Below are 16088 nucleotides of genomic sequence, written 5' to 3'. Positions count from 1 at the left end.
GGGGCTGACGCCGCGCCCCTGCCGCGGCGTCCGCCGAGCCCCGGAGTGCGACGGGGTGGCCCCGCGCCGCGCGGGGCCACCCCTGTTCGAGTCGGCCGAGGCTCACAGCCCTCCGGCGGCCTCCTCGATCGACTGCTCCTTGGCGAGCCTGCTGTGGCGGGCGCTGTAGGCGAAGTAGACGACCAGCCCGATCGCCATCCAGATGCCGAATCGGATCCACGTCCACCCGTCCAGGTTGAGCATCAGGTACAGGCAGGACAGCACCGCCAGGATCGGGATCACCGGAACCCACGGGACCTTGAACGCACGAGGCAGGTCCGGCCGCGAGCGCCGCAGCACCAGCACACCCGCCGAGACCAGCACGAACGCGAACAGGGTGCCGATGTTGGTCATCTCGGCCAGCAGGTCGATCGGCGTCAGCGACGAGATGATCGCCACCAGGATGCCGGTGATGAGCGTGATCCGGTAGGGCGTCCGGTACTTCCGGTGCACCTTGGCGAACCACACCGGCAGCAGCCCGTCGCGGCTCATGGCGAACCCGACCCGGGCCTGCCCCAGCATCAGGATGAGGATCACCGTCGTGAGGCCGGCGATCGCGCCCAGCGACACCAGCCCGACCGCCCACGGCGCGCCGATGGCCTGGAACGCCGTGGCCATCGGAGCCGCGGTGTCGAGCTGGGTGTACTTGACGATGCCGGTCATGACCAGCGACACCAGCACGTAGAGCACCGAGCAGACCGCCAGCGAGCCCAGGATGCCGATCGGCATGTCGCGCTGCGGCTTGCGGGTCTCCTCGGCGCCGCTGGCGACGATGTCGAAGCCGATGTAGGCGAAGAACACCAGCGCGGCACCGGCGACCAGGCCGCTGAGGCCGTAGGAGCCGGTGGCCCCGAAGATCGCGTTGATCAGCGGCTCGTCCAGCGCCGAGCCCGCCGCGCCCGGGTCCGGTGGCTGGTGCGGCGGGATGAACGGGCTCCAGTTCGCGGCCTTGACGAAGAACGCGCCGAAGATGATGAAGAACAGCACCACGGCGAGCTTGATGGCCACGACGACGTTGGTCACCGCGGAGCTGAGCCGGATGCCCACGACCAGCACGATGGTGAGCAGCAGCGCGATGACCGCCGCGGGCAGGTTGACCACCCCGCCGGCGCCGGGAGCGGCCGTCATCGCGGGCGGCAGGCCGAGGCCGATGGCGCTGAGCGCCTCGACGAAGTACTGCGACCAGCCGACCGACACCGTCGAGGCGCCGATGATGAACTCCAGCACGAGGTCCCAGCCGATGATCCAGGCGAGGAACTCGCCCAGCGAGGCGTAGGAGAACGTGTAGGCCGACCCCGCGACCGGCACGACCGAGGCGAACTCGGCATAGCAGAGCGCGGCCAGCCCGCACGCTATGCCCGATATCACGAACGAAATCGCGATTCCCGGTCCGGCGTCGGTGGCCGCGGCCACCCCGGTCAGCACGAAGATGCCCGTGCCGATGATCGCGCCGATACCGATGCCCAGCAGGTCCCACGCGGACAGCACCCGGCGGAGCCGGAACTCCGGGGCTTCGGCGTCGCGTATCGACTGCTCCGCTGACTTCACACGCATGAATGTCATGGAATGCCTCCTCGCCGGAGGGCCCCGCCAGCCGGGGCGTCACGCGTCCCGGCGAGCTTGGCGACGTACCGTCACGACAAGAATTGTGCGTCAGGTCACACTTGACAACTCGTCGGCTCGTTTCGCTCGGCTGCCGATACCAGTGCTTGAGCGGCCGAGCGGGCGGCGAGCGCGGTGCGGGGCGAGCCGCCGATCGCGGCGCCGGTGATGGCCCCGTCGATCAGCACGAGCACTTGGTCGGCGAGTTCTTCCTGGTCAGGGGCATCCAGCAGGCCAAGCAGGTAGGCGCGCAGGGTGTCCTTGTGATCCTGCGCGGCGCGTGCCACCGCGGGGGAGATGGCCCCCAGTTCGCCGAAGGAGTTGATGAAGGCGCATCCGCGGAAACCGGGTTCGGTGAACCACTCGTGGAGCCAGTCGAAGACGGCCAGCACTCCGCTGTCCGGGTGGGTGGTGACGTAGCGGTCGAGTGACGCCCGCCAGCGTTCGTCGCGGCGGCGCAGGTACGCCTCGACGAGCCGGTCCTTCGACTCGAAGCACTGGTAGAGCCGCTTGAGCGAGACGCCGGAGGCGGTGCGGACCTCGGCCATCCCGACCGCCTGCACCCCGCGCTCGTAGAACAGCGCCTCGGCGGTGTCGAGCAGCCGCTCCTCGGCTTCGCGGCGTTGCACGCTGCCTCCCGGTGGCGAAGGAGAACGGTCGTTCTCTACTGTAGCGGCCGAGCGGAGAACGACCGTTCTCCAACGCACCTGGAGCCGCCGGATGACACCCCGCCCGCCTTTCCCGCCGTTCGACGAGGACACCGCGCTGCAGAAGGTGCAGGTCGCGGAGGACGCCTGGAACACCCGGGACCCGGAGCGCGTCGCGCTCGCCTACACCGAGGACTCGGTATGGCGCAACCGGGACCGCTTCATCACCGGCCGCGCCGAGATCGTCGCCTTCCTGCGCGAGAAGTGGCAGCGGGAGCTCGACTACGCGCTGCGCAAGGAGCTGTGGGGCTTCCGGGGCGACCGGATCGCGGTGCGCTTCCAGTACGAGTGCCACGACCCGGACGGCGTTTTCTGGCGCAGCTACGGCAACGAGCTGTGGGAGTTCACCGAGGACGGTCTGATGCGCCGCCGGGAGGCCGGCATCAACGACGTGCGGATCGAGGAGTCGCAGCGCCGGATCATCGGGCCGCGGCCCGCTTCGGAACGCGGAGTGCTGCTGCCGGTGCACTGATTCCGGCTTCTCGCCCCACCGGCCTGGTCGGACGACCGGTTGGCGGTCAGATCCCGAGCAGGGACGGCACGTCGGCGAACGAGTCGAGCACGTGGTCGGGCACACCCGAAGCGGCCTCGGTGGTCGCCGCCGTGTACTTGCCGGTGCGCACCAGCACACCGGTGATCCCCAGGCGCTGCGCGGCCAGCACGTCGGACTCGACGTCGTCGCCGACCATCAGCGCCGCCCCGGACTCGACCCCCAGGGAGCGCAGCGCCGAGGTGAAGAACTCCGCGCTGGGCTTGCCGACCACCACCGCCTCGCGGTTGGCCGCCCGCTCGATGCCGAGCAGGAACGCGCCGCTGTCCAGGGCGAGCCCCTCGCTCGTGCGCCACCGCAGGCTGTTGTGCATCGCGACAAAGGCGGCACCGCGCTGGACGTGGCGGAACACGCGGTTGATCGCCCCGTAGCTGAACTCCGGGCCCGCGCCGCCGAGCACGACCACGTCGGGGTCGTCGTCGACGAGCGTGACGCCTTCCAGGTCGTCGGTGACGTCCCCGCTGTTGAGCAGCAGGCACCGGGCGCCGGGGTGGTGGCGGCGCAGGTACTCCGCCGTGGCCACCACGCCGGTCATGACGTCGTCGGTCGCGATGTCGAAGCCGCCGGTGCGCAGCGCGCGGACGATGGAGGAGCGGGTCCGCGACGTGGTGTTGGTGACCAGCCGGACGCCAAACCCCGCCGCGCGCAACCGCGCCAGCGCCTCGACGTTGCCCGGCAGCGGCTGCCACGACACGGTCAGCACGCCGTCGATGTCGATCAGCAGAGCGCGGAAGTCCACCATGTCGGCACCGTAAGGCCGAATCCGCGCTCTGGCCGGACGTCGGCTCGTCAGCTGCCCACAGGGGCGGACAGCAGCCCCGCCACGGACGCGAGCCTGCGGTAGGAGTCCAGCATCCGCCCGCGGTCGTAAGTGCTCGTGGTGACCAGGATTTCGTCGGCGCCGGTTCGCTCGGCCAGCCGGGTCAAAGCCGCGCGGACCTCGTCCTCGGTCCCGTGGACGTCGGCGCGCACCGCCTCCTGGAACAGCCGCCGCTCGCGATCGGTCATCTCCAGCGACAACACCTCGTCGACCGGAGCGAGCGCGGGGAACACCCCGCGCGTGCGGGAGTAGGCCATCGCCCATGCCTCCGACACCAGCAGCTCGTACGCGCGTTCGGTCGTCTCCGCCACCGCCACCGTGCGAGAGAGGACCACGTACGGCGCCGGTGTCGAGGCGGACGGCCGGAACCGGTCGCGGTACCGCTCGATCGCGCGCAGCATCGCGTCCTCCCCGCGCACGTCGGCTATCACCAGCGGGAGTCCGAGCTCGGCCGCGTGGTCGGCGCCGGCACCGGTGGCGAGCACGAACGCGGGGACGCGCAGCCCTTCGCTCGGGCTCACCCGCACGCCGGGCCTGTCTCCGGCGAAGTACCCGAGCAGCTCGGCGACCTGCTCCCGGAACCGCTCGGCGTCCGCCTTGTCCGCGCCGAGCGCGCGCCGGACCGGCCCGGTGAAGCCCAGCGAGCGGCCGAGACCCATGTCGATGCGGCCGGGGAACAGCGACTCCAGCACCCCGAACTGCTCGGCCACCACCAGCGGCCGGTGGTTCGGCAGCATCACGCCACCGGTTCCGACGCGGATGCGCGAAGTGGCCGACGCGACCGCGGCGGCCAGCACGGTCGGGGCGGATCCGGCCACACCCGGGACGCCGTGGTGCTCGGAAACCCAGAACCGGTGGTAGCCCAGCGCCTCGATCTCGCGGGCGAACGCGACGGTGTCCCGCAGCGCTTCGGGGTGGCCCTGCCCCTGGCGGGTGCGCGAGCGGTCGAGCACGGAGAAACGCGGTGGCATCACGTTCAAAGTCAACGCACGCACCACGGCGGGATTCCCGCCGCCGCTCGCGGCAGGCGCCGCCTCGCCGCCGCGCGCGTGTGTTGTGGCGGCTGGCCGCGTCGCGTCGTCGCCGCCCGCGTGCGTTGTGGCCGGTGGCCGCGTCGCGTCGTCGTCGGGCACGTGCGTTGCGCTGGCCGCGTCGCGTCGTCGCCCGCCCGCGTCGACCGTTGCTGCCCGCGTCGATCCGCTGGGGCCGCGTCGACCGTTGCCTCCCGCGTCCGCCTCGGCACCTCGCCCCGAACTCCCGGAATATTCCGCTTTTCTCGTTGTCGAATTTCCCCGGGTGCGTTGCCGTCACCCGGATGGCCGCCGACATGGAGGCGTAGCGGTGCGACTCACATCCGATTCTCCCGCGCTACGCCACGCACACCCCTACGTGCGGCTTTGCGTTCAACGGAGTCCGGGCAGGCGGCCGTGGTTGTCCCGCCGGCGGGACAACCACGGCCGGGGCGTGTTGACAGCCGCTCGTGGCATGCAGCACGGTTGACGATCGGCCGACCTGGTGTGCGGCGCCCCGGAGCAAAGCGAGCGGTACCCGTCGTCGCGCGCCGAAAACCCGGCACGTCCAGGCAACGCATGTCGAACACTTTCCCCAGAAGTGGTGTGTGGCGGTGATTGCTGAAACCCGTACCGAATTCCTGGTCGCATCCAGCCTGGACAATGCTTTGGTGGCGGCCGGGGCGGGCGTAACGAAGCGCACCCGGCGCGCGATAACCCGGTTGTGCTCCGGCGGAGGGCGATTCGTGCTCGTCACCACCCGCCCGCTTCGATCGGCGCTGGAATTGGCGCGGCAGGCGGGTGCTCAGACATTGGTCTGTTCCGGTGGTGGAGTCGTGTTCGACCCTTGGCGGGAGCGGCTGCTGGCGGCGAAAATGTTCTCCGTGCAGGAATCGCGTCGGCTCGCGGCAATCCTGCGGGGCAGGCTCGACGACGTACGGCTCGCGTTCGACTCGCTCGGCGGGTGCGAGCTGGACGAGGATTTCCGGATCGGCTGGGCGGACTCGCCCGGGCTGAGCTGGTCCGAAAGAGCCGAGGTTTCGGGTCCTGTGACAAAGGTCATGGTCCAGTCCGATTCCGTTCCCGTGGCGATCCTGGCGGAGAAAGTCCGGCGTGAAATCGCTTCCATGGGGGCGGTGGCGATTCCCGCGCCCGGTTTCGTCGACGTGCTGCCGGTGGGAGTGGACCACGCCAGCCACCTGAGATCGTTGTGCCGTCAGGGGAAAGCGTCGGCCGCGACAACGGTCGCCTTCGGCGCGGTGCCCGCGGACCTGCCGTTGCTGGATTGGTCGGACATCCCGGTGGCGATGGCCGATGCAGATCTGGAATCGATGGACGTGGCGGGTTATCTCGCCGGACCGCATGACGAAGAAGGGGTTGCCGAGTTCATCGAACGGTTGCTGGGCAAGCAATCATTGTGATTTCGTCACCCGGTTGGATGTATGCCGGGGGTGGGTTTGCCCGTATGGTGGGATTGAATGCCTGGGGGCAAGGATGCGTCTTCGATGCCGCGAGGGCATGCGCGTTATTGGTGGGCATGCCGTCGCGCGTGCGCAAGAAAGGGATCAGTGGTACAGGACATGCGCGATCGCGATCATGGTTCTCGGCTGACCAATGGCGATTCCCGGTCCCTGGACAGTGGCAGGGAAAAGCGAGTGGAACGCTCCGGTGAGGTGCTGGCGACCCAGGTGGGGTTGCAGTTTCCGCATTCGCTCCCATTCGAGGACTGGGAGCGGGCGGGAAAGAAGATTACCCGTATTGTGAATTCGTCGGCCTGGTTCCTCGGTGACTGGGTGGTCTACGGGCAGGCGCGGTATTCGGATCGTTACCGGCGGGCGATCGAGACCGCCCGGCTCGATTACCAGACGATCCGCAACTACGCCTGGGTCGCCCGGCGCTTCGAGCTGTCGCGGCGGCGCGACAAGCTGAGCTTCCAGCACCACGCCGAGGTCGCCGCGCTGCCGGTCGACCAGCAGGACCGCTGGCTCGACCGCGCCGAGGAAGCCGGCTGGTCGCGCAACCAGCTCCGCCAGCACATCCGCAACAGCCGGCTGGCCGTGCAGGGCGCGGGCAGCGTCGAGCGGGCGATGCCCGCCATCCAGGTGACCAGCGAGCGCCTGGAGCGCTGGCAGCGCGCCGCCGAGCGGGCGGGCAGCAGCATCGAGAGCTGGATCGTGGCCAACCTCGACTCGGCCGCGGGCCGCGTCCTGGAGGAAGCCGACCAGCCGCCCCGGCAGGTCGAGGCGCCCCGGCAGACCGAGCACCCTCCCCGCCAGGTCGAGCAGCAGCACCGGCAACTGGTCGCCCGGGCATAACCCGGGACTCCGACCGCCGCGCGGGCATCCTTACGGCGTGTGCCCGCACGGCGGTCACTGCCGCGTCCGGTGCGGCCACCCGGCGGCCGCACCGGACGCGGCATCGCCGCTCCGTGGCCAAGCGCACGGCTGCTGACCACATAGGACGAATAGCGGTTTGTCCCCGACTCGCAAGCGTTCCGAGCAAGTCGTGCGCACATGCTGCCGATATGGAACGACGATCTGCCCGCGTGACGGCTAGGACTTCCTGGGGAAGCGGTGCTCGTTGCGTTCGATCTTGGCCTCGGACGCGGCCAGGAGGTCGACTCCCAGCACGTCGGCGAGGCGGACCAGGTAGATGGTGACGTCGGCGAGCTCGTCGAGAACGTCCGGCGAGAGTTCCGGGTCGCGGGCGGCAGCGGCCGACTCCTCGGGGGTCAGCCACTGGAAGAGCGCCGCCAGCTCGCCGACTTCGCCGCTCAGGGCCATGACGAGGTTCTTCGGCGTGTGGTACTGCTCCCAGTCGCGGTCGGCGGCGAACACGCGCAGGCGGTCCCGGAGTTCTGCCAGATCCATACCGCATGCCTACCAGACCCGGCCCCGCGGCCATGGCCCTGCTCGGCGGGTCAGGACTGCGACTGCTGCATGCGGGCGTAGGCGAGCTGCAGGAAGTCGGCGCCGGTCATGGCGGTGAAGGTGGTGGCGACGAGGCGGGTGAGGCGCGGCGCGAAGACCATGCCGACGGCGAAACCGGTGGCGATCCACAGGTCCAGGCAGAAGGGGCAGGTGATGAGCTCGCCGATGGCGTGCCTGGTCTGGCTGCTGCGGCGGACCTCCTCGTTGACCTCGGCCGGCCCGCCGGTCTCCTCGTACCGGGTGAAGGGCGTGCGTAGCGGGCTGGTCACCGCGTCCTTGGACAGCGTGCGCGCAAGCTTGTGCGTGCCGGCGGTGAGCAGGAGCAAGTCGTATCCGCGGACGTCGGAGGGCAGCCGGCGCCCGGTGGCGGCGGCCAGCCCCGCCGCGGCCGCGACCAGGGCGCTGAACAACGCCATCATCAGCACGTGGCCGCGCAGGGGTCTGGGTGCTCCGCCGCGGTAGGTCTCGGCCTCCTCGTGGATCTCTCCGGCCGCCTTCGCGGACTTCTTCGCCATGCCGTCGGCCTCCCCGGCGATCGGGCGGCGCCGCACGCCGCGTCCTGCGCTCTTCTTCGTCAGGGGTTGCCCGCCGGAGATCCGCTCCCAAACCACCCAGTGCGAAGACCGGCCAACTCGCCAGGCGTCGACGACGGCCCGGCGTCCCAGGAGGCGGGGCCGGCGAGGCGGTCCGGTGGTTCGCGTCCGCGCCCGCGGGGTAGGCGGATGGCATGGCTGCACAACGAGATCTCGATCCACACCAGGGCGAGCAGGACCGCGACGTCGCTCCCGGTGACGAGGACGTCTTCGAGACCGAGCTGGTCGAGGGCGACTCCGAGGGTGCCGAGCAGTCGGCGTCCCAGCCGGAGCACCTCGCGATGCGGCCCCGGACCGAGCAGGAAGCGCCCATCGGCACCGAGGGGATCACTGCGGACCCCGACGAAGAGTAGCGGTCAGAGCGGCACGGGCGTCGGTCCCGGCGTCGGTGTCGGTCCCGGGCACTAAGGTCGCAGGGCTCGCAGGAGATGGGCCGGGGAGGTCTTGGTGAACCGGGATATCCGCACGTCGGAAGACGTCATGCGCATGCTCGACCGACTGCTGGTCGACGACGCGGACCGCCGGCGGGCCGGTGGCTCCGGCTGGTGGGACGGTTTCTACGCCGACCGCGATGCGCCGATCCCGTTCTTCGTCGCCAAACCGGACGAGAGCCTGGTTTCGTGGCTCGAGCGGGGGCTGATCGCTCCGGGCCGGGCGCTCGATCTGGGCTGCGGACCCGGTCGCAACGCACTGCACCTGGCGTCGCTCGGCTTCGAGGTCGACGCCGTCGACCTCTCACCGCGCGCGGTCGCCTGGGGGAGGGAACGGGCGCGCGAGGCGGACGTCGCGGTGCGCTTCCACTGCGCCGACGTCTTCACCGCCGAACTGCCGTCCCGCCGCTACGACCTGGTCTACGACTCCGGCTGCCTGCACCACCTCCCGCCGCACCGCCGGGTGAGCTACCTGGAGCTGCTGGACCGCCTGCTGGTCCCGGGAGGTCACTTCGGCCTCGCCTGCTTCGCGTCCGGAGCCATGGGCTCCGAACTCCCGGACGAGGAGTTCTACCGCCGCGGCAGCCTCGAGGGCGGACTGGCGTACACACCTGAGGCGTTGCGCTGGATCTTCACCGAGTACTCGGAGATCGAGTTGCGCGCGATGGCGGAACAGCCGCCGAACTCGCCGCTGTTCGGGGTTCCCTTCCTGCTGGCCGCGCTCTTCCGCAGGGAGTAACCGAAGGACGGGGAACGGAGAACCGGGTGGCTGCGGACAGAACAAGCGGCGAGGCGCGGTACCGGCCTACGCTTGATGTCCGCTCCGCCACTGCCGAGCGGAGGGACGTCAGGACCGGCTACTACGGGGAGTGGACATGACGAGACCGGATTCGCAGCCGCGCCGGGTGCCACCCGAGGACGAACCCGACTTCGCCGAGGAGCACACCGAGCCGACATTCGAGGGCGAGCAGGCCGACCAGCCCGCCGTGAGCGGTGACGAGGCGGTACCGGAAGGCCCGGCGGGCGAGGACGATCGCGGCACCAGACCGCTGTGAGCGGCTGTCAGGACACAGTGGAGGAACCCGTCTGGCGGCCCGCCGACACGTGATCAACGGTGCACGCGGCCTCCGCACCGTGCGATCAACCGCGCGGATCGAATGCTTGAGCGACGGCGAGACTGTCCTCGTAGACGTGGTGGCGCGTGACTAGGCCGTCCTCGACCGTGAGGTGCAAGGCAAAACGCGCGCGATACGCGCGCCCGGTGGACCGGGCGGTCTGGCGGATCTCGCCGAGCACGACCGCATCGCTGCCGTCCACGAGGACGCGCTCGACCTCGGTCGCCGCCCGCTCGGGCAGGTGGTGCTCGGCGAGTTCGCGGTAGTGAGCGGCGGCGTCGCCGCGGGTGGCGCGGTGGCGGATCCACGGCGTGGCCGCGCGGCCGTGTTCGGACTCCGGCCAGTCGAGCTTCCAGTCGCATTGCTCGGCATACAGCTCGGCGATGCGGTCGGGGTCACCCTCACCGATGCGGCGCAGAAGCTCTTCAACCGCGGTGCGCGTGGCCATGGACATGGGTGATCCCTCCTGGAACTTCGTACTGCAACGGAGAGATCGCAGTCTTGCAGGGCCGCCACGCCACGGCGATTACCTCGGAGGTAATCGGGCCGACCCGTCAGCCGAGCAGCGGGATGAGGGCGGTGCAGGCGTCCTCGCAGCGGCGGCACGCGTTGGCGCAGGCCGCGCAGTGGGCGTGGGCGGTGGCGTGGCGCTCGCACTCCTCGGCGCACTGCTGGCACGCCTTGCGGCAGGCTTCCAGCAGCGCCCTGGTCACCGCGCCGTTGTCACCGGTGTGCCTGGAGAGCAGGGCCGTGGCCGACTGGCACAGGTCTGCGCAGTCCAGGCACTTGCGGACGCAGGCCCGCAGCGCTGTCACGTCGTCCTCGGCCAGGCAGGCGTCGGCGCACGCGGCGCAGGCCTGGCCGCAGACCATGCACTCCTCGACGCACACCGTCAGCGCCTCGAGGTCGGGTGCGTCGACCCGCGTCGGGTAGGTCTCGATCATGCGCATCGCCTGGGACATGGCCGTTCACCTCGAATCGCGGGAAGTGCCGAGCGGGGTACGGCCATCGGCTGCCCGTGCCGCCGCGGCCCCAACCCTCGCCGGGGTCGAAGCCCGCGACCGGGTGACCGCGGCGGCGCGGAAAACGGGCCGAAGGTCCCGGCGGCGCGCGACGTAGGCGATCGGCGGAATCCGGCGAAACACCGATGCGACCCGGCTTTGGCGGAGCCGCGCGCTCGGTCACCCCGAACGCGGGCGGACCGGTAGATCGGCTCCAGAGGTCCGAACAGGATTGGCGACGGGTGCGTGAGGGCACTCCGAGGGCGGAACTGGGCGCGACGATCTTGGTGGGGTTTCGTGGAGGGCTCAATGGGAGTGTGGCGGGTCCGTCAACATCCGGAAGGCCGGTGGCAGGTCCTGACGCCGGGCGACACCCAGGCGTGCAAGCGCATGGAGTCGCAGGCCGACGCGGTCGCGGCGGCCTACCGCTTCGCCGCGGACGAAGGCGGCGGAGCGGTCATCGTGCACGCGTCCGGTGACGAGGTGGAGTGGCGGCGGATCGTGCCGCCCAGCGCCGAGCCCTACCGGTGGGAGTGGGGACAGGTGGAGACCTCCGGCTGAAGCGGCCGAGCGCGGCGAACGCGGGTCAGAGGAAGGCCGGCAGGCCGAGCCCGACCCGCGTGCCCGGCGAGTACAGCACGTGCGCGCTCTCGTCCGGTGGTCGCAGCCCGGCGTCGGTGAGCAGACCGCCGTCGGCGAAGGCGACCAGTTCGCCGGTGCGCAGCGCCCACGGTTCGTGCCTGACCGGAACCCGCATCGTCGTGCCGTACCAGCGGTTGTGCAGGCGCCAGCGCGCGGTCAGGAAGTGGTCGAGCGGGTCCGGTTCGACCACATCGCCCAGCCGAACCCGGAATCTCATGCCGATCGGCGGGAAAACGCCCGAAGCAGCGCGACCGGAAGAACCGAGACGGAAGCGGCGACCCCTACGACGGGCGCTGTACTCGACCTCGGTGTCGGAGGCCCGCCCGGCGACCGCCGCAGAGTGGTAGGGAAGCCGCCCGGCGAGCCTTGCCGCGAACCCGAACGACGGCCGGGACGTCTCCATGGACAGGAACACCAGTCCCCGGCGCCCGCGGGAGTCGACGCAGTAGGTCCGGACGTTGAGCTGGGTGCTCCGGGTGGTGCGCCGAACGGGCGGCGGCACCGGAAGACCGAGCGCGCGCACCGGTTCCATCGCGAGCCCCACGACGCCGATCCAGGCCCTGCCGTCGAAGACGTCGGGTTCGGTGCCCGCGGGCAGCAGCGGGCGGATGCGCTCGGGGTCGTACGGCCAGTGCAGGAAAGTCACGTCGTGCAGCATCTGGTGCACCAGTGGACGAAGTGACGGGTGAGGGGCGTGCGGCGTGACGGGCTCGGTCTCCGGCAATGCTCTCCCCGCCCCGCGCGGCGCCCGCGCCTGCCCGCGGCCTCAGATCGGTGACTCGTTGGGCTCCAGCGCGGCTTGCACGCTGGGGTAGCAGTTGATCGACTCGTCGAGCCAGGCCATGTGCAACGCGTGCTTGATCTCGCGGTCGCAGACGACCAGCCGCATCGCGAACTCACCCGCCTGCGCGCGGTGGTAGGTGTAGTCCAGCAGCGCGAGTCCCGCCACGCCGAGGAAGTCGACCGCCACCAGGTCGACCACGATCAGCCGCACCTCCGCCGACAGACGCGGCAGGAGGGCGTCCTCGAAGCGTTCGACGGTGGCGCCGTCGACCTCGCCCACCAGGGTCACCACGATCGCGTCCGGGCGCGGGCTGGAGATCCGCACCCGCAGGGTGTGGGGGAGCGCCGCCGGCTCTCCGAGATCGGGGCCGGGTGCGCCGTTCGGTGCTTGCGGTTCGACGGTCACGGCAGTGCTCCTCTCGCTGGTGCCGAGAGGGGCGCAGCTCTCCGCTGCTCGGCGGCTGACGCAGCCGGCGGCACGCCGCCGAGACGGATCGCCGGCACCTCGTCGGCCTGGTGCACTCGATCCACCGGCTGGCTGTTCAACCACCTGGGAGCATACCCTCCGCGCCCGCTCGCGAGCACAGTCGCGCGAGCGGAAGGCGGCGGTGGAAAGCGGGTCACGCTTCCACCGCCGGACGGGCCACCGGGCCGACGACTCGCCGCGCCGAAGCGGCGGGAAACCGGTGCCAACGCATCCTTACCCGGCGCCTGCGCGGTGCGAAACCACGCGCTCGGCAGCGCACCATGACGGGTGCCACGGTGCGCAGCGGGCGGGTTTAGCGCCGCGGCGCACAGGTCAATCGAGGTGAATGGCTCGTCCGACGATCGGCGCCGCGCGCGCGGAGAACGACCGTGGACCCTCCGAAGAACGCTGGATGCCGCGCGGGCTGAGCGGGGCGGCCGCGGTGAGCTGGCGAGTGCTCGTCGTCGCGGCGGCGGTGGGCCTGGCCGGCTACGTGCTCACCTACCTGGCGGCGGTGGCGATGCCGGTGGTCATCGCGCTGCTGCTCGCCGCGCTGCTCGGTCCTTTCTCGAACTGGCTGACGGGCAAGGGCGCACCCCGCGCGCTGGCGACCGCGCTCGTGGTCTGCGTGGGGCTGATCTCGGTCACCGGCGTGCTCGCGCTGGTGGTCGGCACCGTGGTCGCCGACCTGCCGCGCCTGCAGGCGCAGGTCTCCAACACGCTGGAGAGCGGGGAGGCGTGGCTGCGGCTCGGACCGCTGCGGCTCGACCAACGCCAGCTCGACGAGCTGGTCAACGACGCCACCGCGACCCTGCAGACGCACCAGGGCGGCATCATCTCCGGCGTGCTGAGCACGGCCGTGACCTCCGGCGAGGTCCTCGGCGGCGCGTTGCTGGTGCTGTTCACCCTGATCTTCTTCCTCTACGACGGGGACCGGATCTGGAACTTCCTGCTCCGCGGTTTTCCCCTGGGGAGCAGGGACCGCGTGGACCTGGCCGGGCGCAGCGGATTCGACGCGCTGACCGGTTACGTCCGCGCGACCGCGGCCGTGGCGTGCATGGACGCCATCGGAGTCGGAGTCAGCGCGGCGCTCATCGGCGTGCCGCTGGCCCCGGCGCTGGCGGCGCTGGTCTTCCTCGGCGCCTTCGTGCCGTACCTCGGAATCCTGATCACCGGCACGCTGGCGGTGCTGGTCTGCCTGGTCACGGTCGGTTTCTGGCCCGCCGTGCTGATGGCGGCGATCGTCATCGTGGTCACGCAGCTGGAGGGCCACGTGCTCCAGCCGCTGCTGCTCGGCAGGGCGTCGCACCTGCACCCGCTCGCCGTGGTGCTGTCGATCTCGGTCGGATTCGTGCTGGCGGGCGTTGCGGGCGCGGTCGTCGCGGTGCCCGTGCTCGCGGTGTCGGCCGCGGCGGTCCGGTCGCTGAGCGAACCTGAGGGGCGGCGAGATCGCGGGACGGAGGAAGAGGAGGCGCACGGTGGCGAGGGCCACGGCGGGGAGGGCCACGGCGGGGCGGACCGAGCCGGGGAGCAGGCCGAGTCGCCCAAGCCGCCGCCACCCGGCCGCTGACCCGGCCAAGCCGTCGGCCGGGGACCTGGCCAAGCCGTCGGCCGGGGACCTGGCCAAGCCGCTAACCCGGCCAAATCGCCAGCCGATTCCCGGCCGAACCGTCGGCCGGGGACTGGCCCGGCCATGCTGCTGACCCGGCCAAGCCGCCGGGAGGCCCCCGGGACCTGACGGTCGCGGGTCCGCCGGCGCGCGCACCGGGCGCGCTACCGCTGGCGCGGGTGCACGACCCGCTTCTCCTGCACCGCGCCGTCGAGGCCGTGGACGAGGACCTCGCCACCGTCGTGCGCCAGCTCCGCGATCGCCTGCTCGACCGCTTCGGCCTGGGTGTCGGCCTGCTGCTCGGTTGCGCCGGTGCTCGATCCGATGACCTTCCAGCCGCCGTGCCCCCGGTTCGGGACCACGTGTCGCTCACCCATGGCGTCCTCTCCTGACGATGTCTCCGACGACCACCGCCTACCCGCATCCGCTCCGCGCCTACACCCGCCGACGTTTGTCCGGGTGGCGGAAGCGGGTAGCACCTGATCACCCGGTTCCAAGCGCCGGGCCGCTGCCGCGCAGGGCGAGCAGCGGGCGGGGAAGACCGCGCTTGGAACCGGCTTCAGCCGGAACCGAGTCGTGCGGGGTGCCGAAGATGAGAGCGCTGACCTGGCAGGGACCGCGGGACGTGCGGGTGCAGGACGTGCCCGACCCGCGGCTGGAGACCGACACCGACGCCATCGTGCGCATCACCAGCACCGCGATCTGCGGTTCGGACCTGCACCTGTACGAGGTGCTCGCGCCGTTCCTCAGCCCCGGGGACGTGCTCGGCCACGAACCGATGGGCATCGTGGAGGAGACCGGCTCCGCCGTCGAGCACATCAGGCCGGGCGACCGGGTCGTCGTGCCCTTCAACATCGCGTGCGGCGACTGCTGGATGTGCCGGCGCGGCCTGCACGCCCAGTGCGAGACGACGCAGAACACCGACCAGGGCTGCGGCGCGTCCCTGTTCGGCTACACCAAGCTCTACGGGCAGGTGCCCGGTGGCCAGGCGGAGTACCTGCGCGTGCCGCAGGCGCAGTTCGGACCGATCAAGGTGCCCGAGGGACCGCCGGACGAGCAGTTCCTGTACCTCTCCGACGTGCTGCCGACCGCGTGGCAGGCCGTCGAGTACGCGGCCGTGCCGGAGGGCGGTTCGGTCGCGGTGTTCGGGCTCGGTCCGATCGGGCAGATGTCCGCCCGGATCGCACGGCACCGCGGATTCCGTCCCATCGCGGTCGACCTCGTCGACGAGCGGCTGAAGATGGCCGAGCGCAACGGGATCGAGGTGGTCGACGCCCGCCACACCGACGACGTGCCCGCGGTGCTGCGTGAGAGGACCGACGGCCGGGGCCCCGACTCGGTGATCGACGCCGTCGGGATGGAGGCGCACGGCTCGCCCGGAGCCGAGTTCGCGCAGAAGATGGCGAGCGTCCTGCCCGACGCGGTCGCCGAGCCGCTGATGACCAAGGCGGGTGTGGACCGGCTGGCCGTGCTGCACCAGTGCATCGACTCGGTGCGCAGGGCGGGCACGATCTCGCTCAGCGGCGTCTACGGCGGGATGGCCGACCCGCTGCCGATGCTCACGATGTTCGACAAGGGCCTGCGGGTCGCCATGGGGCAGGCCCACGTGCGGCGCTGGATCGGCGACCTGCTGCCGCTGGTGGAGGACGAGTCCGACCCGCTCGGCGTGCGCGACCTGGCGACGCACCACCTGCCGCTGGAGGAAGCGCCCAACGGCTACGACATCTTCCAACGCAAGGTCGACGGCTCGATCAAGGTTCTCCTGCACCCGCAGGGGTGATCGGAGTACT

At 71.1% G+C, this 16088-nt stretch carries 20 protein-coding genes; 9 read left to right on the top strand and 11 right to left on the bottom strand.

All coding sequences use genetic code 11. From position 1 onward, the window contains the following. Positions 1-102 precede the first annotated feature (102 nt). Positions 103-1602 carry an amino acid permease gene (locus tag SACE_RS26865; protein WP_009944621.1) on the bottom strand — a complete coding sequence of 500 codons (1500 nt, stop codon included), beginning with the start codon at positions 1600-1602 and terminating at the stop codon, positions 103-105. A 95-nt stretch (positions 1603-1697) separates the two neighbouring features. Next, complete coding sequence (locus SACE_RS26860; RefSeq protein ID WP_009944623.1) at positions 1698-2270, bottom strand: TetR/AcrR family transcriptional regulator; 573 nt, start codon at positions 2268-2270, stop codon at positions 1698-1700. 91 nt (positions 2271-2361) lie between these two features. Between SACE_RS26860 and SACE_RS26855 the strand changes: the two genes are divergently transcribed. Then, complete coding sequence (locus SACE_RS26855) at positions 2362-2820, top strand: nuclear transport factor 2 family protein (protein ID WP_009944624.1); 459 nt, start codon at positions 2362-2364, stop codon at positions 2818-2820. A gap of 46 nt (positions 2821-2866) precedes the next feature. On the opposite strand, the gene SACE_RS26850 is transcribed toward SACE_RS26855, so the two are convergent. Continuing rightward, on the bottom strand, positions 2867-3640 hold the full coding sequence (locus tag SACE_RS26850) for a TIGR01458 family HAD-type hydrolase (protein WP_009944625.1): 774 nt from the start codon (positions 3638-3640) through the stop codon (positions 2867-2869). Positions 3641-3687: 47 nt separating this feature from the next. Next, positions 3688-4689: an LLM class flavin-dependent oxidoreductase gene (locus tag SACE_RS26845; RefSeq protein WP_011874778.1), complete on the bottom strand. Its 1002-nt coding sequence runs from the start codon at positions 4687-4689 to the stop codon at positions 3688-3690. Between the two features lie 653 nt (positions 4690-5342). On the opposite strand from SACE_RS26845, the gene SACE_RS26840 reads away from it, so the two are divergent. Both SACE_RS26840 and SACE_RS26835 read left to right on the top strand, forming a co-directional pair. Next, positions 5343-6149, top strand: coding sequence for an HAD family hydrolase (locus tag SACE_RS26840; RefSeq protein WP_157355921.1), 807 nt, complete (start codon positions 5343-5345; stop codon positions 6147-6149). Positions 6150-6308: 159 nt separating this feature from the next. After that, the gene (locus SACE_RS26835) at positions 6309-7043 is read left to right on the top strand and encodes an LmbU family transcriptional regulator (protein ID WP_269453512.1); all 735 of its coding nucleotides are present in this window, start codon (positions 6309-6311) and stop codon (positions 7041-7043) included. Positions 7044-7280: 237 nt separating this feature from the next. On the opposite strand, the gene SACE_RS26830 is transcribed toward SACE_RS26835, so the two are convergent. Both SACE_RS26830 and SACE_RS26825 read right to left on the bottom strand, forming a co-directional pair. Further along, entirely contained in the window at positions 7281-7598 is a 318-nt protein-coding gene (locus tag SACE_RS26830; RefSeq protein WP_009944630.1) for a nucleotide pyrophosphohydrolase, read from the bottom strand. 50 nt (positions 7599-7648) lie between these two features. Next, on the bottom strand, positions 7649-8173 hold the full coding sequence (locus tag SACE_RS26825) for a DUF1360 domain-containing protein (protein WP_011874776.1): 525 nt from the start codon (positions 8171-8173) through the stop codon (positions 7649-7651). Positions 8174-8385: 212 nt separating this feature from the next. Between SACE_RS26825 and SACE_RS26820 the strand changes: the two genes are divergently transcribed. The 3 genes from SACE_RS26820 to SACE_RS26810 all read left to right on the top strand — a co-directional run bounded on the left by SACE_RS26820 (position 8386) and on the right by SACE_RS26810 (position 9737). Then, complete coding sequence (locus SACE_RS26820; RefSeq protein WP_009944632.1) at positions 8386-8604, top strand: hypothetical protein; 219 nt, start codon at positions 8386-8388, stop codon at positions 8602-8604. Positions 8605-8698: 94 nt separating this feature from the next. Further along, a complete protein-coding gene (locus SACE_RS26815; protein WP_011874775.1) occupies positions 8699-9421 on the top strand; it encodes a class I SAM-dependent methyltransferase in 723 nt (240 codons plus the stop codon). A gap of 136 nt (positions 9422-9557) precedes the next feature. Then, positions 9558-9737, top strand: coding sequence for a hypothetical protein (locus SACE_RS26810; protein ID WP_143538239.1), 180 nt, complete (start codon positions 9558-9560; stop codon positions 9735-9737). A gap of 85 nt (positions 9738-9822) precedes the next feature. Here SACE_RS26810 and SACE_RS26805 read toward each other — a convergent pair whose 3' ends face one another. Together SACE_RS26805 and SACE_RS26800 are read right to left on the bottom strand one after the other, a co-directional pair. After that, entirely contained in the window at positions 9823-10251 is a 429-nt protein-coding gene (locus tag SACE_RS26805) for a nuclear transport factor 2 family protein (protein WP_009944636.1), read from the bottom strand. A gap of 100 nt (positions 10252-10351) precedes the next feature. After that, positions 10352-10759, bottom strand: coding sequence for a four-helix bundle copper-binding protein (locus SACE_RS26800; RefSeq protein ID WP_009944642.1), 408 nt, complete (start codon positions 10757-10759; stop codon positions 10352-10354). A 348-nt stretch (positions 10760-11107) separates the two neighbouring features. Here SACE_RS26800 and SACE_RS26795 point away from each other — a divergent pair, with 348 nt between their 5' ends. Beyond that, positions 11108-11359 carry a DUF2188 domain-containing protein gene (locus tag SACE_RS26795; protein ID WP_011874773.1) on the top strand — a complete coding sequence of 84 codons (252 nt, stop codon included), beginning with the start codon at positions 11108-11110 and terminating at the stop codon, positions 11357-11359. A 25-nt stretch (positions 11360-11384) separates the two neighbouring features. Here the strand turns inward: SACE_RS26795 and SACE_RS26790 are convergent, their stop codons facing one another. Both SACE_RS26790 and SACE_RS26785 read right to left on the bottom strand, forming a co-directional pair. Continuing rightward, a complete protein-coding gene (locus tag SACE_RS26790; protein ID WP_021341743.1) occupies positions 11385-12098 on the bottom strand; it encodes a YqjF family protein in 714 nt (237 codons plus the stop codon). A 108-nt stretch (positions 12099-12206) separates the two neighbouring features. After that, the gene (locus SACE_RS26785) at positions 12207-12629 is read right to left on the bottom strand and encodes an STAS domain-containing protein (protein ID WP_009944646.1); all 423 of its coding nucleotides are present in this window, start codon (positions 12627-12629) and stop codon (positions 12207-12209) included. 472 nt (positions 12630-13101) lie between these two features. On the opposite strand from SACE_RS26785, the gene SACE_RS26780 reads away from it, so the two are divergent. Then, on the top strand, positions 13102-14259 hold the full coding sequence (locus SACE_RS26780; RefSeq protein WP_011874771.1) for an AI-2E family transporter: 1158 nt from the start codon (positions 13102-13104) through the stop codon (positions 14257-14259). Positions 14260-14462: 203 nt separating this feature from the next. On the opposite strand, the gene SACE_RS26775 is transcribed toward SACE_RS26780, so the two are convergent. Further along, positions 14463-14675 (bottom strand): DUF2188 domain-containing protein, encoded by a 213-nt coding sequence (locus SACE_RS26775; protein ID WP_009944649.1) that lies wholly within the window; start codon positions 14673-14675, stop codon positions 14463-14465. A gap of 215 nt (positions 14676-14890) precedes the next feature. Here SACE_RS26775 and SACE_RS26770 point away from each other — a divergent pair, with 215 nt between their 5' ends. Continuing rightward, on the top strand, positions 14891-16078 hold the full coding sequence (locus SACE_RS26770) for a zinc-dependent alcohol dehydrogenase (RefSeq protein WP_009944650.1): 1188 nt from the start codon (positions 14891-14893) through the stop codon (positions 16076-16078). The last annotated feature ends 10 nt before the right edge of the window (positions 16079-16088 follow it).

Source organism: Saccharopolyspora erythraea NRRL 2338 (assembly GCF_000062885.1).
Taxonomy (GTDB): domain Bacteria; phylum Actinomycetota; class Actinomycetes; order Mycobacteriales; family Pseudonocardiaceae; genus Saccharopolyspora_D; species Saccharopolyspora_D erythraea.
The sequence above is the reverse complement of the archived record's forward strand: the minus strand, read 5'-3'. Positions and strand labels throughout refer to the sequence as shown.